22 protein-coding genes and 2 pseudogenes are annotated in these 24,303 nt (G+C 57.6%); 11 read left to right on the forward strand and 13 right to left on the reverse strand.

Going from position 1 to position 24,303, the window contains the following annotated elements:
* Positions 1-377 precede the first annotated feature (377 nt).
* From J5286_RS23010 to tnpA, 3 genes and pseudogenes are all read right to left on the reverse strand, one after another.
* Positions 378-665 (reverse strand): annotated as a pseudogene (locus J5286_RS23010) (transposase domain-containing protein); the annotation flags it as partial.
* Entirely contained in the window at positions 658-1,044 is a 387-nt protein-coding gene (gene tnpB, locus J5286_RS31770) for an IS66 family insertion sequence element accessory protein TnpB (RefSeq protein WP_209193650.1), read from the reverse strand. The pseudogene J5286_RS23010 and the gene tnpB, both read right to left, overlap by 8 nt.
* Positions 1,041-1,388 (reverse strand): IS66-like element accessory protein TnpA, encoded by a 348-nt coding sequence (gene tnpA / locus J5286_RS31775; protein ID WP_449090064.1) that lies wholly within the window; start codon positions 1,386-1,388, stop codon positions 1,041-1,043. Before tnpA ends, tnpB begins: the two co-directional genes overlap by 4 nt.
* Before the next feature lie 197 nt (positions 1,389-1,585).
* On the opposite strand from tnpA, the pseudogene J5286_RS23025 reads away from it, so the two are divergent.
* Together J5286_RS23025 and J5286_RS23030 are read left to right on the forward strand one after the other, a co-directional pair.
* Positions 1,586-1,813, forward strand: a pseudogene (locus J5286_RS23025) (transposase domain-containing protein); the annotation flags it as partial.
* Complete coding sequence (locus tag J5286_RS23030; RefSeq protein ID WP_209193651.1) at positions 1,813-2,112, forward strand: hypothetical protein; 300 nt, start codon at positions 1,813-1,815, stop codon at positions 2,110-2,112. The pseudogene J5286_RS23025 and the gene J5286_RS23030, both read left to right, overlap by 1 nt.
* Positions 2,113-2,355: 243 nt before the next feature.
* On the opposite strand, the gene J5286_RS31350 is transcribed toward J5286_RS23030, so the two are convergent.
* From J5286_RS31350 to J5286_RS23045, 5 genes are all read right to left on the reverse strand, one after another.
* Positions 2,356-2,613 carry a transposase gene (locus J5286_RS31350; RefSeq protein ID WP_234711732.1) on the reverse strand — a complete coding sequence of 86 codons (258 nt, stop codon included), beginning with the start codon at positions 2,611-2,613 and terminating at the stop codon, positions 2,356-2,358.
* Positions 2,614-2,656: 43 nt separating this feature from the next.
* Positions 2,657-2,998 (reverse strand): hypothetical protein, encoded by a 342-nt coding sequence (locus J5286_RS31355; protein ID WP_245206676.1) that lies wholly within the window; start codon positions 2,996-2,998, stop codon positions 2,657-2,659.
* Between the two features lie 111 nt (positions 2,999-3,109).
* Entirely contained in the window at positions 3,110-3,448 is a 339-nt protein-coding gene (locus tag J5286_RS31645) for a transposase DNA-binding-containing protein (protein WP_348529309.1), read from the reverse strand.
* Positions 3,449-3,825: 377 nt separating this feature from the next.
* Positions 3,826-4,659, reverse strand: a complete 834-nt coding sequence (locus J5286_RS23040) for a DeoR/GlpR family DNA-binding transcription regulator (RefSeq protein WP_052365238.1) — start codon at positions 4,657-4,659, stop codon at positions 3,826-3,828.
* A gap of 112 nt (positions 4,660-4,771) precedes the next feature.
* On the reverse strand, positions 4,772-5,194 hold the full coding sequence (locus tag J5286_RS23045) for a RidA family protein (protein WP_015084383.1): 423 nt from the start codon (positions 5,192-5,194) through the stop codon (positions 4,772-4,774).
* Between the two features lie 617 nt (positions 5,195-5,811).
* Between J5286_RS23045 and J5286_RS23050 the strand changes: the two genes are divergently transcribed.
* The 5 genes from J5286_RS23050 to J5286_RS31780 all read left to right on the forward strand — a co-directional run bounded on the left by J5286_RS23050 (position 5,812) and on the right by J5286_RS31780 (position 11,751).
* On the forward strand, positions 5,812-6,753 hold the full coding sequence (locus J5286_RS23050) for an ABC transporter permease (RefSeq protein WP_015084385.1): 942 nt from the start codon (positions 5,812-5,814) through the stop codon (positions 6,751-6,753).
* Positions 6,750-7,625: an ABC transporter permease gene (locus J5286_RS23055; protein WP_080705461.1), complete on the forward strand. Its 876-nt coding sequence runs from the start codon at positions 6,750-6,752 to the stop codon at positions 7,623-7,625. Before J5286_RS23050 ends, J5286_RS23055 begins: the two co-directional genes overlap by 4 nt.
* Positions 7,622-9,406 carry an ABC transporter ATP-binding protein gene (locus J5286_RS23060; protein WP_209193652.1) on the forward strand — a complete coding sequence of 595 codons (1,785 nt, stop codon included), beginning with the start codon at positions 7,622-7,624 and terminating at the stop codon, positions 9,404-9,406. The genes J5286_RS23055 and J5286_RS23060 overlap by 4 nt, the downstream gene beginning before the upstream one ends.
* 63 nt (positions 9,407-9,469) lie before the next feature.
* Positions 9,470-10,999, forward strand: a complete 1,530-nt coding sequence (locus J5286_RS23065) for an ABC transporter substrate-binding protein (protein ID WP_042474731.1) — start codon at positions 9,470-9,472, stop codon at positions 10,997-10,999.
* A gap of 512 nt (positions 11,000-11,511) precedes the next feature.
* Entirely contained in the window at positions 11,512-11,751 is a 240-nt protein-coding gene (locus tag J5286_RS31780; protein ID WP_209193653.1) for a hypothetical protein, read from the forward strand.
* A 139-nt stretch (positions 11,752-11,890) separates the two neighbouring features.
* Here the strand turns inward: J5286_RS31780 and J5286_RS23075 are convergent, their stop codons facing one another.
* From J5286_RS23075 to J5286_RS23090, 4 genes are read right to left on the reverse strand one after another with little or no spacing between them, the layout of a single operon-like run.
* Positions 11,891-13,543: a hydantoinase B/oxoprolinase family protein gene (locus tag J5286_RS23075; RefSeq protein WP_209193654.1), complete on the reverse strand. Its 1,653-nt coding sequence runs from the start codon at positions 13,541-13,543 to the stop codon at positions 11,891-11,893.
* Positions 13,540-15,594: a hydantoinase/oxoprolinase family protein gene (locus J5286_RS23080; RefSeq protein ID WP_042474725.1), complete on the reverse strand. Its 2,055-nt coding sequence runs from the start codon at positions 15,592-15,594 to the stop codon at positions 13,540-13,542. The genes J5286_RS23075 and J5286_RS23080 overlap by 4 nt, the downstream gene beginning before the upstream one ends.
* Positions 15,595-15,631: 37 nt before the next feature.
* Positions 15,632-16,945 carry an NAD(P)/FAD-dependent oxidoreductase gene (locus J5286_RS23085; RefSeq protein ID WP_015084394.1) on the reverse strand — a complete coding sequence of 438 codons (1,314 nt, stop codon included), beginning with the start codon at positions 16,943-16,945 and terminating at the stop codon, positions 15,632-15,634.
* Positions 16,946-16,965: 20 nt separating this feature from the next.
* A complete protein-coding gene (locus tag J5286_RS23090) occupies positions 16,966-17,820 on the reverse strand; it encodes an SDR family NAD(P)-dependent oxidoreductase (protein ID WP_245206677.1) in 855 nt (284 codons plus the stop codon).
* A 131-nt stretch (positions 17,821-17,951) separates the two neighbouring features.
* Between J5286_RS23090 and J5286_RS23095 the strand changes: the two genes are divergently transcribed.
* From J5286_RS23095 to J5286_RS23110, 4 genes are read left to right on the forward strand one after another with little or no spacing between them, the layout of a single operon-like run.
* The gene (locus J5286_RS23095; protein ID WP_209193678.1) at positions 17,952-19,661 is read left to right on the forward strand and encodes an ABC transporter ATP-binding protein; all 1,710 of its coding nucleotides are present in this window, start codon (positions 17,952-17,954) and stop codon (positions 19,659-19,661) included.
* Complete coding sequence (locus J5286_RS23100) at positions 19,661-20,632, forward strand: ABC transporter permease (protein WP_209193655.1); 972 nt, start codon at positions 19,661-19,663, stop codon at positions 20,630-20,632. The genes J5286_RS23095 and J5286_RS23100 overlap by 1 nt, the downstream gene beginning before the upstream one ends.
* Positions 20,629-21,456 carry an ABC transporter permease gene (locus J5286_RS23105; protein WP_209193656.1) on the forward strand — a complete coding sequence of 276 codons (828 nt, stop codon included), beginning with the start codon at positions 20,629-20,631 and terminating at the stop codon, positions 21,454-21,456. The genes J5286_RS23100 and J5286_RS23105 overlap by 4 nt, the downstream gene beginning before the upstream one ends.
* 26 nt (positions 21,457-21,482) lie before the next feature.
* On the forward strand, positions 21,483-23,012 hold the full coding sequence (locus tag J5286_RS23110) for an ABC transporter substrate-binding protein (protein WP_209193657.1): 1,530 nt from the start codon (positions 21,483-21,485) through the stop codon (positions 23,010-23,012).
* 128 nt (positions 23,013-23,140) lie between these two features.
* Here the strand turns inward: J5286_RS23110 and J5286_RS23115 are convergent, their stop codons facing one another.
* Positions 23,141-24,190: a LacI family DNA-binding transcriptional regulator gene (locus J5286_RS23115; RefSeq protein ID WP_209193658.1), complete on the reverse strand. Its 1,050-nt coding sequence runs from the start codon at positions 24,188-24,190 to the stop codon at positions 23,141-23,143.
* Positions 24,191-24,303 lie beyond the last annotated feature (113 nt).

Genomic DNA, 24,303 nt, shown 5'->3' on the forward strand with positions numbered 1-24,303 from the left:
CAGGATCTTCAGCTGTCGGATATCGGGGGGCTCGTTTGATGAGTCGGAAATAGCCCTCGGTATCCAACAACTCCTTACGCCGAATTTACGGGCGTCTCTTACTTTATATGTCAGAGGCGCCACTTGCGCTCAAAGCAGGACATTTCTTATATTAGTGCTGACAGGATATATTCCGTTGTCGGCTAAATAAATTCGTTTGTACGTGCCTGCCTTTGGATGTGCAATGTCTATTTTCGCCCTGAACACAAAGCGAGAAAATTAGTTCATTAGTTCACACGTTCGTTCGTAAGCCCACGGTGAAGGCCGTCTTGCGATGATGAGCTGCTGACTGCCAATCCTAATGGTAACACTAGGAGTAGTCATATGACGATGCATCCAATTCTCGTCGCCACGCGTTCCGCAGCGATCTCGTCTTCGGTGGCGTCGGCTTCAAGCTCTTCGAGCTGCAATTCCATTTGCTCGATCAGCCGGGCGCGGCGCTCCGCGCTCAGGCCGTACTGCTCGCGAAGCATCTTGGCGATCTCGAGCTTGAGATGCCGGATCATCGCTAAGACGTCGTCAGGACCGCGCGCACCTGTGCGAGGTCGGCCTCGGCAGAGGCGGCACGCGCTTCCGATGTCGCAAGAGCGGCGCGGTCTGGCTATCTCCGAAGCAGCATCATCCATGGCCTAAAGCTACCATGGCGCATGCCGAAAGCCCAACAAAAACAGAGGAATGCAGGCGATCAGTCTGCCTTCGAAGGTCGTTGCGTCCAGCGCGGGTTGCGCTAGTCGATTCAGCCGAGCTGCGCCGCCGACACCGGCAAGGCGGAGCCATTCTGGTGACTGGCCAGACGAACTTCCCAGCTTCCAGCCGCTTCAGGTAAAGCGCCATGCCGACGCCGTCATGCCAGAGGACTTTGATCAGGTCACCCTTGCGCCCCCGGAAGCAGAAGACCTCACCGCCATGAGGATCGCGGCCAGACCTTGCTGAACCTTCAGCGCCAGGCTGTTCATGCCGCAACGCATGTCCGTCACCCCGCCCGCGATCCACAAACGCGATCATGACCCATTCACAACGGGCAACAGGCGGGCAAGAATGGTCGGATCAAGCGAGGCTGGGATCGTCAACCGTCGGCCATTCGGCAGGCCGATCTCGATCGTCTTGTCGTTTTCAAATCGCGGCGATGAGGCTACCTCGCAAGATGCCGCCGCCGGTGGCGAAACCGCAAGCGGCACGAAGCCCGTTATAGCGGAACTGCCCAGAAGACCACTACGGTATTCCCGACGCCAACGGGTCAACAATGACCGTGACAATCCATATCGCCGCGCCGCCACCGAACCCTGCCGAAAGCCTTGTAGACTTTCCCCGACGATCCGAACCTTCTCTTCGTCCGACCAATCGACCAATCCCGTCGGCGACCAGGATCGTCGACGGGCAAAACCTCAATGGGGGAAATGATTGTAGCACATGACATAAGGCATGGATTTAAAGCCAATCAGCAAGTCAGGACAGACGGCCTTCGCCGGACGGATACGACCATAAAACGCATGCCAGCGGTGATGGAACTCGACTTCTTCCCCGAGGTGGGCAGAATGTCCGGTAGATGGCTCTCGGAATAAAGGCATGGCCATTCGCCGGTTCCTAGCGCGGAGATGAGTGCGCCGCCTTCATGTATTCCCTGACCGTCACCATCAAGATGAACGATATCGATCCGCAGGCCTGGCTGGCCAGCGCGCTCGCTCGCATGCCCGGCATTCCCGTCTCACCGCTGCCGGAACTCCTGCCCTGGAACTGGTCCGCCACAGGCTACGCTCGGCAGGTTGCAGCCTGATGGCGCGCCCGACGCATGTCTACACGATCGACTACGTCGCCAGGCTGATCGGCGAGAACCTCGAACTTCTCCAGGAAATCGCCAGCAACTCGGACAACATCGACTACGGCGAGATGATCCATGCCTACGATGGAACCGAAGAGGGCATCACCACCTTCACCGAACGAGGCGTCGAGAGCCTGAAGGAGTTTCTCGCCGATATCCGCGCCTTGGATGGCGGTGTCCGGCAATTCCTCGTCGACGAGCAATGCGATCCAGAAAAGATCGAACGCATCATGGCGGACGAAGCGAAATCATAAGCCCCGCGGCTTTCCCCTGCTTCCGATTACCCACATTGTCGGCGAGTTGCGATGGAGATGCCGAAGGCGATGTCATTGAGGCGTGCCAGGCCTCGCCATACGACCATGTTTCCGGGAGGAGGATCGTGCTTACGAGCGAGATAGCCACCGAGCATGGCGATCTGGAGCAAATAGGAGGCAAGGGTCCTGCGCAGGATGCGCGGCGTGGGGCGCGCTGCATCGATGCTGTCGAGTGTCACGATTTCAGCCGGGGTAAAGAATTGTCTCCGGTTCCGCCTCGGGCTTTTCCCGTGCAGACATGGTGAGGAAAAATATCCGCCAGCTGACCACCGCAATGAGGGCAAGGAACTTCGCCAATCGATCTGCGGTCTCGAGCCTTGCCTTTTCGGCGCCGCAGCCGGATTTCATCACCTTGTGAAAGACCTCGACTTTCCAGCGCAAGGCGTACCATTCAAGTTTCTCGATGGCGGCGGTGATATCGCCGACCGGCAGATTGGTCACCAGCTTCCAGTCGATCGGCGCACGGTCCTCCGGCGGGTTGATCTCAAGAGCATGGATGTAGGTGAGAAGCTGGGGCGTAGCGCTTCCGCTTACCTTTGGGTGGCAGGGTTTCGATAGTGGCAAATTTCACATGTAGGTTCGCGATTTCGTTCTGGCCGATCTTGACACAATGGCATCCGACCCAAGGTGCAGCCGAGAGCTGGGCGAAGACCCGATGCGCTCCCTGTTTCGGCTCAGGGCCCGTCGGCTCGGTCGCCAACCGGTTGGTCTGCACCCGCACCAGAAAGCGTGTGCTGAGATCCTGCGCGAGGCAGAACAGTTCGTAGATATCGCTCTCGCGGTCGGCCACATGCACACAGCGTTCCGGTGCGTCGATGAGCGCCATGGACTGGCGCAGATTCTCAAGCCAACGATAGCTTTCCTTCGTCTCGATCGGAACGCGCGTGAGATTGACATGGCGCTTGAGCGTCCAGGTTCCCTTGTACTTCGTACGTGTTCAGAATTTCGCTGCCGTCAACCCAAGTGGCGTGCCTTCCAGTGTCAACGCCAGGCTCGAATGCATCAACATGCCACATAACGTTACCGGGTAGGACCGCCCCGCTTTATAAGCTCCGGCGTTAATGGTCTTGGTGAAGCCGATCTTGCCCAGCCTCGTACGGCTGTAAGTGAACTCAGTGGTGTCCTGCACGACAACGATCGGACCTTCACTGTCTGCGCAGCGCCTAGCGGTCGTAGCGAAATGGCCAGCCAGCACGCCGTGCTTTGTGACGCGAGGATTGTCAAAGAACCGGTAGGCCGCTTTCGTCGCGGCCCAGTCACCACATGCCGCCGGGATGGGGTGTGACCAGTCGCTGACATTATCTGGTCAAGCAGCCGGTGCATCCGGCGCGCCAGGCGTTTGTCTGGCAGACCCGATGATATGATCTCATCGCCAAGCCAGCCCACTCCACCAGCTTCCGTATCCTCGCTCATCTACGACGCCTCCGTGATTCGGCGTCACAGACAGAATCACAGACGATTCATCGGAGGCAACCTCGTCTGCAGCAGATGTGGGTAATCGGAAGCTTCCCCGGATGGATACAGACAACAGGTCTCTTAGCGGACAGGGTGTGGTTGGAATGAGCTCTATCGTCTCAGGCGTCGCCGGAATTTAAAAATAGATTTCATGTTCACGGTAGTGCTTTCTCGGCAAAGCAGACAAGTGTTTTGCTGTTAATCCTCCGATTGAGAAAGGAAATCCTCCAGGAACGGCGCGATCACCAAATCATCAACGAGAGCGGAATATTTTTCTCGATCTTCCTCCGCTAGTCCCTCATCAGTTATGATGCGCTTGATCTGCTCGATTGGGACGACGCTGTAGATCTTGCGGCTGCCAAACTTGCTACTATCGATGATCAAGGTCGTTTCCATGGCAGCATTGACCATCGCTCGCTGAAGCTGCACTAAGTCCAATGAGGTATCGGTCGGTCCTGTCGTATCCACGGCATGAGTGCAGAGGAAGAAATGGTCGCAATTCAGTTCGCGAACGAATTTGGTGCTTGTTTCTCCAAGGAGCACATAGGCACCGTGCCGGCAACTCCCGCCGGGCACCACGACTGAAATTGGATCCTTGTTAGCGAGAATTGCGGCGACTTGAACATCGTTGGTGATGACAGTCAGCGGGATGCCAAGCTCAGCTATCGCATGCGCCAGATGGTGTGAGGTCGACTTTGAATCGATCAGGACACTCTGCCCCGGCTGCAAGATGCTTGCCGCCGCTTTCGCAATCGCTCTTTTTTCCTCTACCGACGTGTTCTTCGCTTCTTCAGTCCGCTGTTCATAAGTAGTGTTTTGCCGAGTTCGGACAGCTCCACCGTGCGTCCTCTTGAGCAAGCCCTCCGAAGCGAGCAGATCAAGATCCCGTCTGATGGTCGAAATTGACGCATTCAGGCGCCGAGCAAGATCCTGCGTCGAGGCGACGGAATTGGCAGAAAACCAATCCATGATCTTCGCTCGCCGTTCTGCAGGAAGAAAATCCTCGTCCTGGGCTATATCCTTGTCGTTCAAGCGCGCTCTCGCTTTTCTCAATGCCATGGTCGTTTACTACGCGAGAAATCGGATCGATAAAAGGTTTCTTTAAAGTGGGGAAGGCCGGACTAGCCGGCCTTCAGACTTAAAATCAAAGGGTGATGGTGAGGTATTTCGCCTCGACAGCGCCCGCGCCTTTATAGGCGGTGACTTCAATTTCCACCTTGAAATCAGTATTCCCCAATGGGGAGCAGAGGACAGTGCGGGCTGGGTCGATTCCCCTAAAGCGCTCGCCGACATAGGCCATGACGGTCGGAGCGTCTTCGGGATTTGGAATGTAGACCGTGGACATAACGACGTCCGCGAGGCTGGCGCCAACTGATTTCAGCGCGCCCTCGATGTTGCTGAAGCACTGTTTAGCCTGCTCAACCGGATCTGTGGACATTTCGCGTGTCTTGTAGTTCCGGCCAGCGGTGTTGGACACGTAGATCCAATTGTCCACCGCGACGATGCGCGAGTAGCTTTCCTTTTCCTCGTAGAGGCTTCCTGATTTGACTTTGATGACCTCGACCATTTTCTTCCTCACTTGAATTGATGTGAAAAGGACCAACCCGCCAAAAGACGGTTAAAAGCCGATCGCTTCAGGGCTGCTCCAGCACCCGTTCGTGGCGTCGGTCCAGTGACCGCTAATGACCTACCGGCAATAGCTATCTTTCGCAAGCCAATATCATCAAAAAACGTCATATAAGAGCAAATATGATTAAAAACGCTCGTTTATGGCTTAGTCTACTTGACGTTTTATGAACTTATGACATTATGGCGCATTAATTTCGTGGGAGAAGTGGCAAAATACTCCACATTTTCTCACGCTTATCGGTCTGCCGCATTTGGCGCGGTTTGGCCGACGGCAAAATGAACAATGTGGGAGCGGCACGGATCAACGTTCGCCCCGGGGATCGAATGCATGTTGCGTGTCTGGTGAAGCGTGTGGGCTTTATCAAACGCCGTAAAGGAGGGCGCGTTGGGCGATAGAGCGAAAACGAGTTGTTGCATTGACATCGGGGCCAACTTGTTTTGGTCGCAGAATGCCGACGTGGTAGAGGCGATCCGGGACCGGAGCTGTCGCCCTGTAAAAAAGCGGCAGAAAACGTCCCTCAATCATCGCAGTCGTCCAGCCAGGGAAGTCCTGCAATGATCGCTTACAGTTTGAAGCGCGTCGGCTTTGCGCTCGTGACCCTGTTCCTCGTCCTGACTTGCGTGTTCGTTCTTGTCCGCATTATTCCGGGCGATCCCGCACAGGTGATCGTTGGCGAACAGGCAAGTGAAGCGGCTGCAGCCGCGATACGGATCCGGCTTGGTCTCGATCAGCCGATGTACATCCAGTATGTCACGTTCATGGCCCAGATCTTGGGTGGCGACTTTGGGCGCTCAATGATCACCAATCGCCCCGTCCTCCAGGAGATCGTAGCGGTGCTTCCGTGGACACTGGAGTTGACAGTCGCCGCCCTAGTACTTGGTTTGATTTTCGGGATCCCGGCAGGCGTCGTGGCTGCAGTAAGGCGCAACAAGATGCCGGACTACGCTATGCGCCTCATCTCGCTGATTGGACTTTCTGCTCCGGCCTTTGTAGGCGCGATTGTCTTGATGATGGTGTTCGCAATCAAGCTGAGATGGTTTCCGGTGATCTCCGGGGCCGGGGGGAACACCATCGGCGAGCACATCCGGAATATGGTCTTGCCAACCGTTTCTTTGGCGATGTTCATGCTCGCGTACATCACCCGCGTCACCCGATCGGCGATGCTTGAGGTTCTCAATCAGGATTTCGTTCGGACCGCCCGCGCGAAGGGAGCGCCGGGAAGCGTCGTCGTCTGGCGGCATGCACTCGGAAACTGCCTGATCCCAATTACGACCGTTGTTGGTCTCTATCTCGGTATTCTGATTGGCAATTCCGTCCTGACAGAAATCGTCTTCAACCGTCCTGGGCTTGGCAAACTGATCCTCACGGCCCTCTCCCAGCGGGATTACACCCTGCTGCAGGGTCTGATCGTCATCTACACGCTGATTGTGGTGCTGGTCAATTTGATCACCGACCTGACCTACGGCCTCCTCGACCCACGGGTACAATACAAATGACCGTAGCCGACTCCAAAATGAATGCGCGCCGCCGACTGCCCAACTGGATGAACATGCCGGTCATCGTCGGAAGCACCATCTTGCTTCTCATGGTGCTTGCCGCGATATGTGCGCCCCTCATCGCGCCAATGGATCCCATTAAACAGAATATTCTGGCGCAACTGGCGCCGCCGGATGCGAAGTATCTCTTGGGCGCGGATAATTTCGGGCGCGATACGCTCTCGAGATTGCTCTTCGGCGCTCGGTATTCGTTGACAATTGGCATCCTTTCGACCGCGCTTGCAGTGTTTGTCGGTTCTTTGATCGGCATGGTCGCTGGTAACTTCGGCGGCAGGATCGACATTGTATTGATGCAGGTGATGGATGTTGTGCTTGCGTTTCCGTCACTGATACTGGGTATCGCTCTAGTCGCAATGCTCGGCGCGACGATGACCAACATCATCATTGCCATTGCGTTTACGGCCGTCCCGGCGTTCGCACGTATCGCAAGATCCGCAGTGATTTCGGTTCGTGATCGCGAGTTCATCCAAGCCGCGCGTGCTTTGGGCCTGTCAGAAACCTGGGTTCTCTTTCGTCATATCCTACCGAATATTGTCCCCGAGATTCTCGTAATGGCGTCAATCTGGATGGCGACGGCGGTGCGAACAGAAGCTTCACTTGCGTTTATTGGGCTCGGAATCGCGCCGCCAGCGCCAACGTGGGGGGGCATGGTCCGTCAAGGGTTTGAGAACATTCTCAATTCATTTTACCTCGCCCTCTGGCCTTCCGTCGCAATACTGATCCTCGTTCTTGCCTTCAATATGATCGGCGATGGATTGCGCGATGCGATCGACCCGCGGCTACGCGTAGTTCGCGACGGAGAATCACGATGACAATTCTAGAACCCACCGTCGGCGAGCCCTTACTGTCGATAGAAAACCTGAGCGTGAAGTTCGGTCGCTTCACTGCGCTAAAGCCGATGTCCTACACTATCCGCCGAGGCCAAACGCTTGCGGTCGTAGGCGAGTCAGGATCCGGGAAGTCGGTCTCCGCCCTCGCGATGATGAGGCTACTTCCAAACACTGCCGACGTCGGCGGACGGATTATGTTTGAGGGCACAGACCTGCTCGGTTTGTCTGAACGCGAGATGCGCAACATCCGCGGCGGGCGAATCTCGATGATTTTCCAAGAGCCTATGACGTCGCTCAATCCGGTTCAGCGGGTCGGCGATCAAATCGCGGAGGCAGTGAGATATCATCGTGGTATGACCGGCAACGCCGCAATGGAGGAGGTGGGCCGTCTTATGGAACGCGTCGGCATCCGCGACGTCGAGAGCAGAATCGGTGCCTACCCCCACACCTTTTCGGGTGGGATGCGCCAGCGGGTCATGATTGCCATGGCGCTCGCGTCAAACCCCGCACTACTCATAGCCGACGAACCGACGACGGCGCTCGACGTGACGATCCAGGCGCAGATCATCGAATTAATGCAGGAAATCCAACGCGACACCGGCGTATCGATCCTGTTTATCACTCATGATATGGGTGTCGTCGCAGAGATCGCCGATGATGTGCTCGTGATGAAGTCCGGCGACTTGATCGAACACGGGGCGGTAAAGCCGATCTTTGACGGAGCAGAGGCAGAGTATACGCGATCCCTTATCGCCGCCGTACCCCAACTCGCTTCAGGTCTGTCTGATACGGTGAAGCAATTGCCTTCCCCACGCGAAGGGGAATTGCTTTCAGTCGATGATCTGACAGTTCGCTTCGCTGTGCGCGCAGGACTATTGGCACGCCACAAAGGGAATATTCACGCTGTGGAAGGTGTGTCGCTGTCGATCCGCGCTGGTGAAACGCTGGGTTTGGTGGGTGAGTCCGGTTCGGGGAAGTCGACGATCGGTCGAGCGGTCATGAACCTCGAAAAGATTTACTCCGGAACTGTTAAACTTGCGGGGAGGCCTATTGAATACTCCTCCAGCGCCGCTCGAGCCGCGTTTCGCCGTGATGTGCAGATGATCTTTCAGGACCCGTATGGTTCGCTCGACGGTCGGCAGACGGTTGGCAACGCGATCATGGAGCCGATCATATTTCATCGTATTGCCAACAAAGCCGAGGCGCGCGATCGCATGAAAGCGCTGCTTGCCCGGGTCGGCCTGCCGACATCGGTGGCAAACCGCTATCCGCATGAGTTTTCCGGAGGACAACGGCAGCGCATTTGTATTGCTCGGGCCTTGGCGATGGAGCCTAAACTAATCATCGCGGACGAGGCGGTCTCGGCACTGGATGTCACCGTCAAAGCGCAGATCATTGAGCTGATGATAGGTCTGCAGGAAGAGTTTGGACTCTCCTATCTCTTCATTAGCCACGATATCGCGGCCGTTGAACGCATTTGTCATCGCGTGGCTGTGATGCATTTCGGCGAAATCGTCGAAGTCGGACCGCGCGAAGCAGTAATAGGCAGCCCATCGCATGGCTATACGCAGCGCCTGCTATCGGCTGTGCCCATAGCGCACCCGGACTTGCGAGGGACGCGTAAACAGATTCCTGACGACGGCAAGCGGCCTTCACCAATGAGGCCAATCGGTTATTCGCCACCTGTCGTGCGCTGGCGCGAAGCCGGGCCGGGTCATCTTGTGCGGACGGAGACAGAAGTCGCATCGCCTGTATCGAAGTGACTGTCCCGGTGGTGACACAAGCACCGCTGGGTGGGGAGCCCAAATTGAAAGAGGGAGAATGAAATGACTATCAAAAGCATATTGGCGGGCGGGCTGCTCGCTCTGGCCATTACAACGCTGCCGGCGTCAGTCTCGGCGGCGCCAAAAACCGACCTGGTGGTTGGCGTTGAAGCTGCCGACATTTCGCAATCTGATCCACATTTTGCGGCGAACACTACCGACCGCACCATTGCGTCGTGGATCTACAGCGGTTTGGTCCGTTTCCAGCCTGGTAGTACCGATCCTGCTTTGATCGAGCCTGATCTGGCCGAAAGCTGGGAGACGTCGGCGGACGGACTGGTGTGGACATTCCATCTGCGTCCGGGCGTAAAATGGCATGACGGCTCAGAAGTGACCGCGGAAGACGTGGTCTTCTCGATCCACAAGGCGATGAAGAAAGACACTTCTGCATTCGCCGGCGACTATGCGGCCTTCAAGTCAGTCGACAAGATCGACAATCTGACTGTCAAGATCACGCTCGATCATACCATTCCCTCTGTTCTCGGCGTATTGGCAAATTATGGGGGTGGCTTCATTGTGAAATCATCCGCGGGGAAGTTGCTCGGAACGGGACCATTCAAGGTTGAGACTGTGACCCCGGGGCAGAGCATCAAACTTGTCGCAAATGACGATTATTTCCGTGGCAAGCCGCAACTGACTTCCGTCACAGCGCGCTTCCTGCCGGAAGCTTCTGCTCGCGACCTCGCTTTCACGGCTGGTGAGGTAGACACTTCAATTGTGGTCCAGGATAAGAATAGCGTTGCTCGATTGAAGGCGGTGCCAGGCGTCACGGTGGATGTATTTGCTCCCGCCGAAGAGGCGCAACTGCATCTCAACACGAAGATTGCGCCGCTGGACAACCTTAAAGTCCGACAGGCAATCAGCTATGCAATCGATCAGGCGCAGATCGCGAAGTTCCAGGGTGAAGACTTCACCCAGCCGGCAACATCGGCAGTGCCCTCGAACAACCTGGGTTTCAACCCCGATAGCGGTATTCTTGGCTATGATCCGACGAAGGCTAAGGAATTACTCTCCGAGGCAGGGTTCCCCGACGGCTTGACGATCCCATTGATCAGCAGCCAAAATCCGGGCCTGCTAAACTTCGCGCAAATCGTTCAGGCTCAACTTGCTGAAGTTGGCATCAAGGTTGAAATAAAGCCTGTGGAACACGCAACCTATCACCAGATGATCCGTCAGGACCTGAGCCCGATGGTGATCTATACCGCAGCACGCTTCCCGATTGCTGACGTCTATTTGACTCAATTCTTCTATGGCCCAAGTCAGATCGGCGCGCCGGGGCAGGTGACAAACTTCTCCCATTGCGAGGCTGCCGACGCAGAAATCAAGGCGGCGAAGGCTGAAACCGACCAGGCAAAGCAGGTCGCTCTTTGGAAGGAAGCCCAGAGCAAGATCATGGCGAATGTCTGCTCTGTGCCGCTGGTCGAAAGCCGGTTGATCTATGATCGCAAGGCGTCGCTGGATTGGGGATACGACCTCAAGGGCGCAATGAACCTCGGCCCGATCGTGACGGAAAAAACCCACTTTACTGAATGAAATGATGTGGCGATCCCTAAGGGGTCGCCACACAAACATTTCGCCGCCGCTGCAACGCAAGTTGCCGATCCCGACCGTGTTCTGCTTCACTTTTGAACGGCAATTCCCGTCTGATTGAATCAAACTGGGGTTGGCGCATAGGTCGCGGGATGACTGGATTGCAGTCTTTGACGCTACCGCTATTGCGTTGCCTTTGCGGCGGACTAATTTTTGGGCGTGAGCCTGACAGCATGCAATTGAGACGTTGCTACCAATTGTGATCTCGGCCTTCTTCGCGTCGAAGGATCGCGCACGCAGTCGGAGGTCGGCGATCGATTTGTAGCGGCCGATTCGGTTTCGACCAGCGCCCATTCCGGCCTTCAGCCGATCGCCATGTCCTTGCCCGGCGGCTTATAGCGTTGTGTGATCGGGAACCGCGGGTCCAATCATATCAACGCCAGTACCGATGCCAAAAAAGCCTGCCGTCAGGCTGGCGTAGACCGCACACCAAGCCCAGCGGCAGGCCGACACGATTGCGAGATCTGAATAGCGCCGCTGGCTGCCTCGCGTTCGTTGGCTTTGGTGCCTGCCACGACGACGACAGCACTTCTGCCTCCATCTACACCAGCAGTTTTTCCGCGCCTGCGAAGGCTTGCCTCGTATTCCGACCAGGTCGTCAACTTCATCTTGCCGATGCGATGGCGGCGAAAGGCATTGTTTTTGGGGAGCGTATTAGCGCGGCGCAGCTGTTTCCATCAGACCCGCTTTATTGATCACAATAAAGGATACGGGCACCAATGCCGGTCGAAGCTGATCTCCGTCGTCACCCATTTCGCCGCGATTTGCCCGTAACGATATACTGCTATTTGTGCCAAAGCTCCCTTTGGCACAAATAGGCGGAATTCCTCATATTTAGGCGCTCACTGCGCGATGAGGGTTCTGCTTCGAACTGAAGCCGTAGACGCGTTCAGCGAAATCGGAGGTGATGCGCTCCTCTTTGATGTCGCGGCGAACAGCCTCCGAAGATCGACCGGATGATGAGCCATAACCGCCGCCGCCGGGAGTCACGATCTCAACGATCTGTCCCGCCCTTAACTGGACTGTTCCCGGAAGATTTTGCTGCCCGTTTCCGAAATCGAAATGCGAGCCAGCGGCCTCCAGACCGCCATCGAGCCCCCAGGGGTGGACAGAAAAGCGTGCTCCGTCGACTGCGCAGCGGCAATCTGCCTCGATACGGTAGACACGTCGCAAACCCATACCTCCGCGCCATGTGCCGGCCCCTGCTGAACCGTTAGCGAGTTCGTAGCGCAGCAGTGTCAAAGGATATTCGAGTTCGAGTGCTTCGACGGGAAGGTTGGATGTGTTTGTCATGTGGACGTGGATACCGCTCAACCCATCCGCCGTCGGACGCGCGCCGCCGCCACCTCCGATCGTTTCCAGATAGACCCAGAGCGAACCGTCCTCGCGCGTGCCGGTAAAGAGCGCGCCGGTGCAAGCGCCGTTGCCAGCAGCGGTCACTTTGCCAGGCAAAGCTTTTGCAAGCGCACCCTGAACCAGGTCGGCAACCCGCTGGCAGGCGATGATGCGCCCATCAACAGCCGCGGGGTGCTTGCAGTTGAGCAACGATCCGTGTGGCGCCTCAACGCTGATCGGCCGCGACAGACCGGCATTCGGCAGAATGGTCGGATCGATGACCGCTTTTACGGCATAGTAGCAGGTAGCGAGTAAGGCGGTGTAGATGACGTTCAGACCGGCAGCGACCTGCGACGGCGCATCGAAGGCCAAGTGCATCGCATCGCCCTTGATGGTAATGTCGACCTTCAGCTCCATCACGTCGGCGAATTGGTTGCTGTCGAAATAATCTGTGAAGCTATAGGTGCCGTCCGGAATTGCCGCGATGCCGGCGCGCATCTTACGCTCGGCGTAATCCTGCAGGGCGTCGCCCGCCGCCAAGACCTTATCGCCGCCGTATTTGCTGCAGAGATCCTGCATGCGCTGAACGCCGAGCCGGTTGGCAGACATCTGCGCGCGAAGGTCAGAAAGCCGTTCGTGAGGAACCTGGCAGTTCAGCAGAAATACGTCCTGCAGGTCCTGCTGGAGCTTGCCCTCGCGATAGAGGCGGACTGGCGGCAGGCGTATCCCTTCCTGGTAGATATGGGCATGTCCCCGATCGGCAAAGTCGGCGTGGTGGGCCGTGTTCACTGCCCACCCGACCATGGTCGGACCGTGGAAGATCGGTTCGGCCAGCACTATGTCCGGCAAGTGAGTAGCGCCGCCTTCATAGGCATCGTTGCCGATGAAGACGTCGCCGGGCTTGATGTCATCGGCTGCAAAGCGCTTGTTGATGTGTGGGATGATGCCGATAAAGCTGCCGAGGTGCATCGGAATATGCTCGGCTTGGCACAAAGTGTTGCCATGCCGGTCGAACAAAGCCGTCGAGCAATCGCGACGCTCCTTGATGTTGGTCGAATAGCTGGCGCGAACCAGCGCCTCGCCCATTTCTTCTACGATCGACGTCAGCGCGCTGCCGATGACTTCTATGGTGATCGGGTCGATCTTGGTCATGACTGCGCCTCCAGAATGAGGTTGAGATAGGGATCGACCGTGGCCTGCATGTCCGGAAGGATGACGGTCGTGGTGTCCATCTGCTCTACGATTGCGGGTCCCGCGATGCGGTTGCCGGGCTTCAGCTTCTCGCGCGTGTAGACGGGGCAGCTGACGAAGTCCTTGGCTTCGTCCATGTAGACCTGCCGGGAGCCGATGACGGCCGCCTGGCAATCCAGGCCAGCGTCGGGCTGCGGCACAAACTCGGCTTTGTTGACGACACCTACCGCCTCCAGGCGGAGGGTGACGATCTGGATCTGCTCGCCTTCGGCGATGAACCCGAACCGCTGCAGATGGGCCTGTTCGAAGCCCTTGATCAGGGCATCGAGCGTGTCGGCACCGACAGTGCCTGCAGTTACGGAAACCTGGAGTTCATAGTTCTGGCCGACATAGCGCACATCTGCGGTGCGGTTGACGATGCGGCGGCCGGCTTCGATGTCCTCCTGGGCGAACCAGGCATCGGCCTGAGCCTCAAGTGCTTCGAAACCGCTGATCATCGGCTCGACGGCGTCCTGGCTCACCTTCATTAGCCGCGAGATCGCGAAGTCGGAGCGCAGGTCGGTCAGAAGCAGGCCGAGTGCGCAGAGCGTGCCGGGGGTGAGCGGCACGATCATGCGGCTCATGTCGAGTTCTTTGGCAAGGCGTGCAGCATGCAGCGGGCCTGCGCCGCCGAAGGCCATTAGCGCATAGTCGCGCGGGTCATGACCGCGCTGCACGCTGATGAGGCGAATGGCCTTCGCCATATTGGCGGTCACGACCGAGATGATACCCTGTGCCGTCTCCATCAGTCCGAGACCGAGCTGGTCGGCCAGTCTTTGAACGGCCTCGATGGCAAGGTCGCGGCGCACCTTCATGCGCCCACCGAGAATTTCGACGGGATTGAGCGTCTGTAGGACGATGTTGGCGTCGGTCACGGTCGCTTCCGTGTTGCCCCGTCCGTAGCAGACCGGCCCCGGATCCGCTCCGGCTGAGCGTGGGCCGACCTTGAGCAGGCCGCCGCTGTCGACGAAGGCGATCGAACCGCCGCCGGCTCCGACCGTGTGGATATCCAGCATCGGCGCCTTGATCGGGTAGCCGTGTACGTTCGCTTCGCCGGTGAGCTTGCAGACGCCACCCTGCAGAAGTGCGACGTCACTTGATGTGCCGCCCACGTCGAAGGTGATGATATTGTCGAAGCCCGCCATGCGGCCAACAGCCTGCGCTGCTACGACGCCGGTGCTCGGACCGGAAAGAACGGTGCGGACTGGGAGCTGGGCTGCCATGTCAAAGCCGATGACGCCGCCGTTCGACTGGGTCAGCTGCGGGGCGACCGGCACGCCGAGTTCCGACAGGCGAAGTTTCAGCCGGTCAATGTAACGCTGCATGACCGGGCCGAGATAGGCATTTACGACTGTCGTGGACATCCGCTCGTATTCTCGAAATTCCGGCGCCACTTCATGTGAGGCGCTGACGAAGACGTCAGGCATCTCCTCACGAAGGATCTCGACCACGCGCTTCTCATGTGCGTTATTCAGGAAGCCGTAGAGGAAGCAAACGGCAATTGCTTTGACGTCCTCTTCGGCGAGCTTGCGCACGGCCGCGCGCAGCTTGTCCTCGTCGAGCACGCGGTCCTCTGAGCCATCGCATTTGAGGCGTTCTGGAACTTCTTGCCGACGGTCGCGGCTGACCAGGGTTTCCGGCTTTTCGGCGTTCATGTCATAGAGACTTGGGCGCTTCTGACGGCCGATTTCCAGAAGATCACGAAAGCCGTCGGTGGTAATCAGCCCGGTGGCGACACCTTTCAACTCGATGAGTGCATTGGTGGCGACCGTCGTTCCATGGCCGAGGAAAGCCACATGGGCCGCGGTGCTGGCAACGGTCGCAAGCCCTTCCGAAACACCATCTGAGATTCCGCGCGAAGGGTCATCAGGTGTCGACGGTACTTTCCAGATGTCGAGTTTCCCCGTCTCCTCGTCGAATAAGCAGACATCGGTGAACGTGCCGCCGGAATCTACGCCAATTCTCAATGCCATGTCTTCACCCTCTTTGGCCAAGGTTTTGGCGAGCGGATCAGGCTGCCTTGGTCTTCTTGAAACGATCGAAGCGGAACGGAGCGGGGTCAACGCACGGCTGTGCGTCGGTGACGAGATCGGCCATCAGCTTTCCAGCACCAGGCCCAATGCCGAAACCATGGCCGGAGAAGCCGCTGGCAATAAAGAACCCGGGAATGCCGCCCGCCGGTCCAATGACTGGGACCGCATCAGGCGTCACGTCGATCAAACCGGCCCAGCTTTGGGTTATGCGGCTGTCAGCGAAGGCTGGAAACGCCTTGACGAGATGCGCAAAGCCTTCCCGGTTAAAGCGTTCGAATGGCATTGGATCAAGAATGCGCACATGTTCGAAAGGCGAAATTTCGTCCGCTGCCCAGGAGCGAGGCGTTCGCCATTCGTCGACGAACCGGCTGCCGACGCGGAGTTTGAGCTCGCGCCAGCTTTTGATCAATGTCGGTGCGAAATCAGAGAAGAGACGAAAGCTGTCGGGCACGATTGGAGCGATATTGGCGTTTCGCATGGCGATCGTGAAGCTACCGTCAGACCGCCTGCGGAAGGAAAAATTGTCGGCGCCAACGGGCATGTCTGGAACCCCATCAACAGACGTCGCTCGCGCCACCGATGCGAGAATCTTGAGCTGCGGAAAGTCGATGCCCATGTTGCCGCTAAAGAGCCGTGACCAGGCGCCGCCGGCAAGGACGACAGACGAGCAGGCGATGCGTCCGCGCTCGGTGACCACGCCGCTGACAGCACCTGCAGAACGTTCTATCGATCGGACCGCGCAGCCCGTGATGACGTGTGCGCCGGCGCGGATCGCGCCACGGGCTATCGCCGGCGCAGCCTTGAACGGTTCGGCACGGCCGTCGGTGGACGTATGCAGGGCAGCGGTAAAGCCATCGGCCATGCCGGGAAGATGCTGGCGCAATTCCTCGCTCCGCAGCAGGCGGGAATCGAGACCAAATTCGCGCGCATGCACCAGCCAAGCTTCGTACTCAGCCTCCTGGCGCGCATTGCGACAAAGATAGGCAACGCCCGTCTGCCGAAATCCAGTTTCCTCGCCAATTCGAGCGTTGAGGCCCTTCCAAAGCGAAAGGCTCTCTATCGCTAGCGGCAGTTCCGAAGCATCGCGTCCCATCTGCCGCACCCAGCCCCAATTGCGGCCGGACTGCTCGCCCGCAATGAGACCTTTTTCGCAGACTGCGACAGATACGCCGCGCTCGGCCAGCTCCAACGCCGTCGAGATGCCGACAATCCCGCCGCCAATCACGACGACATCCACCTTTGATGGCATGGCCTGATTGGAGGGGACAGCGTCGGGAATAATACGTGACATAATTTATCTCACTGGCTTTATTAGAGTGTGTCTTCGAGCCGGCAGTTGACCAGCATCTCCGCCATTGCAGCATTGTTGGGCAGTTCGATTGCGGTGCGCACGAGTGAGGCCAGCGTTTCCGGTTGGATCATCTCATCGGGCGTGACCTTATTGGTGTAGGAACTCATTTCGGTGCGCACGAAGCTCGGGCAGATCGCCGTTGCACGCACGCCTTTTTCCCACGCCACCTGGCGCGTCGTATGGGTCAGGCCCATCACGGCGAACTTCGTCATGTTATAGCCGACGAAGGCGTTCCTGACCCGCTTTCCCGAGAGCGAGGCTATGTTGACGATGCGCCCGGCACCCGTCGCCTCGAGGTGAGGCATGCAGAGGCGGGTGAGGCGCAAGGGTGCCTTCACGTTAACTGCCCAGAGCCGGTCGAGCGCCTCGTCGTTGTCGTCCATCAGGGAGACCTGCTCGCCGAGGCCGGCATTGTTTACGAGAGCATCGATCCGTTGAAACTTCTCTGCTGCTGACGCCACCCATCGATCCGAAGTTGCCGGTTCATAGGCATCAAAATGCGCATAGTGCAGTCGGTCGTTTTCAGGACCGAACTGCGTTTCCAGCATTTTGACGTCGCGAGCACCGAGGCTTAAGCGATAGCCATGCTCGGCGAGTTCGCGTGCGATTGCGAGCCCGATGCCGCGGCTTGCTCCAGAAATCAGTACTACGCGTGAGCTATGTGCCGTCATTGTCAAATCTCCTGGGCGCCATCGTCTGGTCGAGAATTCGTTTGTCTTGACGGTAAGCGGGCTTTTCATTTCTGACAAGTGCATTGTGGTAGAAATCGCCAAAAAAGCTTCAAAAACTCCCACGATTGAAATGACAATTGCCAAAATGCGAGCATCCACTTGACGAAGTTTGGCGTTTTATGGCTTAATCACTCAAAATACGTGCACAAGCGCTCAAAAGACTACGGGAACGGACTCTTCGACAAAGGAGAGTGAAACGCAGATCGGATCGCGGTATGCCGGGTAGGGAAATTCTAAGAATCGATAATCTTTCCATCGCCTTTAGGACGGATGGCGGCCTACGGGCCGTTGTCAACGGCGTCTCACTTGCACTGACATCAGGCGAAATTCTGGGCCTTGTGGGTGAGAGTGGCAGTGGAAAAACTATCCTGTCGCTGGCAGCGATGGGTCTTCTGCCGCACAACGCCACGGTTACGAGCGGACGGGTCGAGTTTGCCGGCGAAAATCTGCTGACAGCTCGTCCCGACGTCTTGCGTAAGTTGCGCGGCAAACGCATTTCAATGATTTTTCAGGATCCGATGGCGTCGCTCGATCCGGTGTTTACCTGTGGAAGCCAGATTGTCGAGGCAATCCAGCTGCACGAGCGGATAACTCGCCGCCAGGCCGGCGAACGTGCGCGGGATCTTCTGGCAAAGGTCGGGATCGCCGATCCGGCACGCTGCATGCGCTCCTACCCTCATGAACTGTCCGGCGGGCAATGCCAGCGCATTATGATCGCCATGGCGGTCGCCTGCAAACCCGACGTCATCATCGCCGACGAACCGACGACGGCTCTCGATGTTACGGTACAAAAACAGGTTCTTACCCTGCTACGCGATCTCAATCGGGAAATCGGAGCAGCAATTCTGCTGATCACGCATGACCTCGGTGTTATCTACGAGGTCGCTGACCGCGTTGCTGTCATCTATCGTGGTGACCTGATGGAGCAGGCCTCCACAGGCGACCTGTTTAGGGCGCCGCGAAGCGCCTACACCAAGGCGTTGATCGCCTCCATGCCATCGGCCTCCACGCCACAAAGCCGCCTTCCAGTCATATGCAGGGATGACCTTGGCCAGATCTCAAGCGTAGTCGAGGTTCGGCCGTCACAGAAGGAGCGCCTTTCGAAAAAGCCTGAGGGTGAAACGCTCCTCGAAATTCGCAATCTGACGAAAACGTACTGGCTTCGCGAGACTGCTCTTTCGGCGCCGAAGCCTTTTCGTGCCGTCGACGATGTCAGTCTGGTTATTCCGGCCCGGTCGACAGTCGGGCTTGTCGGTGAGTCCGGTTGTGGGAAATCGACGCTCTCGCGCCTTGTCATGCGCTTGATGCAGCCTGACAGTGGCGCCATCGAGTTTGAGGGCCACGATCTCGTTTCCCTTGATCACGACCGGTTACGTGCTGCCAGGCGCGACTTTGCGCTCGTGTTCCAGAACCCTTATGGCTCGCTCAATCCACGACAGACGGTCACCGATCTTGTCGCGGCGCCCATCGACATCCACCAGCGGGGACGCGATCGCGAAGCGGCGGTCGCCAGGCTCCTCGATGCGGTCGGCTTGCCCCGAGATGCCATGGGCCGTTATCCACACGAGTTTTCTGGCGGCCAACGCCAGCGGATCGTTATCGCTCGCGCTCTGGCTCTCAACCCAAAGCTTCTCATTTGCGACGAGGCCGTCTCGGCGCTCGATGTGTCCGTTCAGGCGCAAGTTCTCAACCTGCTGCACGATCTGCAGGACGAATTCGATCTCACCTACCTGTTCATCTCGCATGACATGTCCGTAGTCCGCCACGTTAGCGATACGATCGCAGTGATGCAGAAGGGCAAGATTGTCGAAATCGGCCCTGCTGCAGAGGTCTTCGACAATCCCAAAGAGGACTATACCCGCACACTCCTGAGCGCAGTGCCCAAGATCGGCACTGGCCGGCCAGCCGCTCTGGAGGCGCATTGATGGAGACCTTATCAACATTTGTCATCACACTGGGATCGAGGCTTGTTACCGCACTGGTTCAGCTCTGGGTCATTGCGACCCTCGTCTTCTCCATCATGTACATCATGCCCGGCGATCCGGTGCTGTTGCTCTTGGGACCCGAGAGCAATCCCTCTCCGGAGACGGTCGCCGCCATGCGTCATCAGCTCGGTCTCGACCAGCCCGTCCTGGCGCAATATCTCAAGTGGCTCGGCAATGCCGCAACCGGCGATCTCGGGAACTCCCTTGATGGCGTTCCCGTTGTCGAATACGTGACGTCCAGCCTCCCCAAGACTATCGAACTTGCGAGCGCTGCTATCGTCCTTGCCGCCATCATCGGCGTGCCGGTCGGTATATCGGCGGCCCTACGCCGCGGACGTTTTCTCGACGGTCTGTTGACGTCGCTCTCGACCCTTGGGATTTCGGTTCCTGTCTATATCCTCGGCTCGCTTCTCATCCTTCTTCTTAGCCTCAAGCTCGGATGGCTCCCTTCGAGCGGCTATACCGACATTTCCCGAAACGCATTTCTGCATTTCCAGAAGCTGACCTTGCCGGCTGTCACCCTCGGCCTCGGCCTAGCCGCTTCGATCGCTCGCATGACGCGCTCGTCGATGCTCGAGATCCTGGGCCGTGATTTCGTGCGATCTTTGCGGGCAAGGGGAATGCCCGAACGGCGCGTGATCTGGATTCACGTCCTTCGGAATGCAGCGATCCCGATTGTGACGATCGTCGGCCTGCAACTCGGCAACCTGATGGGTGGCACGGTACTGGTCGAAGCCCTCTTCAACTGGCCTGGATTGAGCACCCTTCTCGTCACGGCCGTTTCCAACCGCAACTATCCCCTGGTCCAGGGCAGCATCCTGACCATCGCGGCGTTGTTCATTCTGATCAATCTGTGCGTCGACATCCTCTACAGCCTTCTCGATCCACGCATCCGCCGGAAACGCGCATGAAGACGACCTTTGTTTTTCGCCGACCGCTCGTCGCCGCCAGTCTGCTTGTCGTGACGGTGGTCCTCGGGATCGCACTGGCTGGGCCTCTTCTCGCCCCGCACGATCCGCTCGCAATCAACCAGAACGCGGTCAACCAGGCGAGTTCGGCGCAATACCTGCTCGGCACCGACGAGTTCGGTCGCGATATCTTATCGCGTCTCCTGATAGGCATCCGTCCGACGATGATGGTGGCGGTTATCTCCACCACCATTGCCGCCATAGGCGGCACGGCTTGCGGCGTCGTCGGCGCCTATAGTCGGCCGGTTCTGGCCTTCTTCGTCATGCGTGGCGTCGATATCATGCTGAGTTTCCCGGCGATCTTGCTTGCGCTGCTCGCCGTCGGTTTCTGGCGCAGCGGGGTCGTCAGCCTCAGTGTGGTCATCGGCATCATCTTCATCCCGCAATTTGCACGCGTCGCGCAATCGGCGACGCTGCAGGTGATCAGGCAGGAATTCGTCGAAGCCGAGCACGCCATGGGCGCGCGCTACCTTAGAGTCGTCTTGCGGGCGATCCTGCCGAATATTCTGTCGCCACTGGTTGTTCAGGCAACATTGACGATAGCAGCGGCGATCCTGCTTGAATCCGGCCTGAGTTTTCTCGGTCTCGGCATCGTGCCGCCCGAACCATCATGGGGGCAGATGATCGGGACGGCGCGCGGCTATCTCAGCCAGAATCCCATGTATGTTGTTTGGCCCTCCGTGTGCCTCGCGCTCACTGTTCTCGCCATCAACGTCCTCGGGGACGCGCTTCGCGATTACCTCGACCCGAGACTCCGTGAGAACTGACACCTTCAACAAAGAGAGGGAACATCATGAAGAGAATTCTCCAAATGGCTCTCGCTGTGAGCCTTCTGGGGCCGACGGCCACGAGTGCGCTCGCAGGCGGCACCCTTTACTTCGGACTTTCGGGAGAGCCGTCGACACTCGATACGGTCGTCCAGCCCGGCACGTCAGGCCGTACCGTCAAGCTGGCGATCCATCGCGGGCTTGTAAACTATGGTATCGATGGCAAAATCTCACCGGAACTGGCCGAAAGCTACGATGTCAGCCTCGATGCGAAGGAGTTCACCTTCCACCTACGACAGGCAACATTCCATGATGGTTCGCCCGTTACCGCCGCGGATGTGAAGGCCTCCCTGGAGAGAATTCTCGACCCGAAAGGAAAGGGCGCCTTCCGCAACGAACTTTCGATCATATCTAAGATCGAAACGCCGGACGAAAAGACCGTCAAATTGACCCTTTCGAGCCCCTCGGTTGCGCTCATCGACTATCTCGCCCTACCGGAATCCGTCATTGTGCCAGCGGCGTGGCTGGCAAAGAATGCCGACAACCCGACCGCTTCGCCGATCGGCGCTGGCCCTTTCCAGTTCGTCAGTTGGACGCGCGGCCGTGAAATTGTCGTCAAGAAGTTTCCCGGCTACTACAAGAAGGGCAAGCCGGATCTCGACGAGGTTCATTATGTCTTCTACAGCGACGAGAACACACGGGTAAACGCCCTGAAATCCGGAGACGTTGACATCATCGACTACGTGCCCGCGAAAGATGCCGCCGATCTCGAGAAAGGGCCTGATACGGAGCTTTTGAGGAACACCGGTCCGTTCATGGGACTGCAGTTCAATACCAAGTTTGAACCGTTCTCAAAGCCTGAGGTTCGCCAGGCGATCGCCTATGCCGTCGATCGTAGCGTCATCATCAATACCGCCTTCAACGGCCTGGGCAGTCCGATCTACGGGATTGCCATTCCGAAGGGTTATATGGGCTATTCCGAAGCCAAGGCGAACTATTTCTCGCATGACATCGAGAAGGCCAAGGCGCTGCTTGCCAAGGCCGGATATCCGAATGGCTTCGAGGCACGACTGCTTGCATCGTCGCAATACAGTTTTCACCAGAATACGGCGATCGCCATTCAGTCAGAGCTGGCCAAGATCGGTATCAAGGTAAAGCTCGATCTACCCGATTGGGCAAGCCGCATGGCGAAGGCGACGGGGGCTGATTACGATTTCACCGTGCTCGGTAGCCTCGGTGAAATTACCGATGCGGACTGGCTGAGCAACTACTATTACGGCGGTGACAAGCTCGTCCGGACCAACAATTCCCCGTATTTCAATGATCCACAGATCAATGAACTGCTCGACAAGGGCAGGGCAACGGTTGACAAGGCCGAACGAGCGAAAATCTACGATGCTTTTGTCGATAGAGCGCTCGAACTGTCGCCGCTTGTCTATTTCATGTGGCGCGAACAGAGCTACGCCGTCAAGAAGGGCGTAACCGGTTTCACAAACATGCCTGGCTTTCTGACCTTCCAGTCCGGCCTTAGCATCGAAAACACGAAAATCGAGTGAACTTGCAGGCTGCCGGATGCGACGAGCGCGTTCGGCAGCCGATCCTTTCGGCAAGAAATGCTCGGCCTCTGGCCCGAGGAAAAGTAGCTTCTGACATCTCGCGTTCTTCGCTCGACAATCGTCTCCCTCTAAACACCTCTCACCGAGCCGCGGTTTATAAGTGATGCCGGTAGCAAGGTTTCCTTTCCAGGACCCGTGGCGTCGCCCATTATCCGCGCGATAAGATTTGCCGTGGCAGCTGATGCAAGCTCTCTGATGGGTAGCGAGATGACACTCAGAGGAGGCGCTATCGCTGCCGTCCAGTCGGCATCGTCAAAGCAGACAAGCGAGACGTCTTCTGGTATTGTCAGGTTCAGTTCGCGAAGCGCTCTGATTAAGACGAGGGCCACCGAACTGTCCGTCGCCAGAAAAGCCGTAGGACGGTCTGGAGAGTCGCATAACGCGCGTACCAAACGGGCGAGATTATTGGTCCCCCGACCTCCTCGAATAATCCGGTTCCCGGCAATCTGGTTTCCGGCATCGTGTAGCGCTGCGCGGTACCCATCGATACGTTCGCTAACCGATGAAATCAGGTCCTTCTGCTGTGGGTCAGACGGAGCATTTGACACGAGAGCAACCTGTCGATGGCCTCTCTCAATGAGAGATTTCACCGCCTGATTGGCGGCTCGAAAATTGTCCACTGCAAACGTATCCGCGCTAAGGAGAGGTACTCGCCTATCCAGAAGAACGATGGGACAATCCATATCCCTTGCACCGGCAAGGTGCTCGACGTCGATACTCGAGGCTGGCGAAACGATCAACCCATCGACCCGTTTGGCCAGCAGGGCGCGAACTGCATCACGTTCGAGTTCGATATCATCGTCTGTCGTGGCGAGAAACACAACGAAGCCGCTTACGCTGGCAATGTCCGTAACGGCGCGAATTGCCTGGGCAAAATGAAAACTCTCTATATTTGGAATAACGAGGCCGATCGCCTTGCTGCGACCAGTCGCGATACTACGGGCTAGTTGGTTCGGTCGATAGGCTAGCTGTTCGGCGGCGTCCAAAACGAGCCTGCGAGCATTGGGGCCGGTCGATCCGTAATTTCCAAGGACGCGCGCTGCCGTTGCTCGTGACACACCGGCCAACCGTGCTACGTCGATGATCGTGGGAGGAGAACAACAACCGTTATCTTTCACTGGCCGCTCGCATTTCGGTTCGGCGGAGGGATCGATGGCTAGGTTTGAACCTGTCAACGCATCGTACTGATAACAGGTGTCGGAGCTTGCTGGCCGGTATACGAATGACGGTA

The sequence above is a fragment of the Rhizobium sp. 16-488-2b genome (assembly GCF_017741815.1).
Lineage (GTDB): Bacteria > Pseudomonadota > Alphaproteobacteria > Rhizobiales > Rhizobiaceae > Rhizobium.

Coding starts and splice junctions, on each gene's coding strand:
- tnpB (WP_209193650.1), bottom strand. CDS start 1,044: ATGATCGCGTTTGTGGATCGCGGGCGGGGTGACGGACATGCGTTGCGG.
- J5286_RS23030 (WP_209193651.1), top strand. CDS start 1,813: ATGGCGCGCCCGACGCATGTCTACACGATCGACTACGTCGCCAGGCTG.
- J5286_RS31355 (WP_245206676.1), bottom strand. CDS start 2,998: ATGGCGCTCATCGACGCACCGGAACGCTGTGTGCATGTGGCCGACCGC.
- J5286_RS23045 (WP_015084383.1), bottom strand. CDS start 5,194: ATGGTCGAGGTCATCAAAGTCAAATCAGGAAGCCTCTACGAGGAAAAG.
- J5286_RS23050 (WP_015084385.1), top strand. CDS start 5,812: ATGATCGCTTACAGTTTGAAGCGCGTCGGCTTTGCGCTCGTGACCCTG.
- J5286_RS23055 (WP_080705461.1), top strand. CDS start 6,750: ATGACCGTAGCCGACTCCAAAATGAATGCGCGCCGCCGACTGCCCAAC.
- J5286_RS23060 (WP_209193652.1), top strand. CDS start 7,622: ATGACAATTCTAGAACCCACCGTCGGCGAGCCCTTACTGTCGATAGAA.
- J5286_RS23065 (WP_042474731.1), top strand. CDS start 9,470: ATGACTATCAAAAGCATATTGGCGGGCGGGCTGCTCGCTCTGGCCATT.
- J5286_RS23075 (WP_209193654.1), bottom strand. CDS start 13,543: ATGACCAAGATCGACCCGATCACCATAGAAGTCATCGGCAGCGCGCTG.
- J5286_RS23080 (WP_042474725.1), bottom strand. CDS start 15,594: ATGGCATTGAGAATTGGCGTAGATTCCGGCGGCACGTTCACCGATGTC.
- J5286_RS23085 (WP_015084394.1), bottom strand. CDS start 16,945: ATGTCACGTATTATTCCCGACGCTGTCCCCTCCAATCAGGCCATGCCA.
- J5286_RS23095 (WP_209193678.1), top strand. CDS start 17,952: ATGCCGGGTAGGGAAATTCTAAGAATCGATAATCTTTCCATCGCCTTT.
- J5286_RS23100 (WP_209193655.1), top strand. CDS start 19,661: ATGGAGACCTTATCAACATTTGTCATCACACTGGGATCGAGGCTTGTT.
- J5286_RS23105 (WP_209193656.1), top strand. CDS start 20,629: ATGAAGACGACCTTTGTTTTTCGCCGACCGCTCGTCGCCGCCAGTCTG.
- J5286_RS23110 (WP_209193657.1), top strand. CDS start 21,483: ATGAAGAGAATTCTCCAAATGGCTCTCGCTGTGAGCCTTCTGGGGCCG.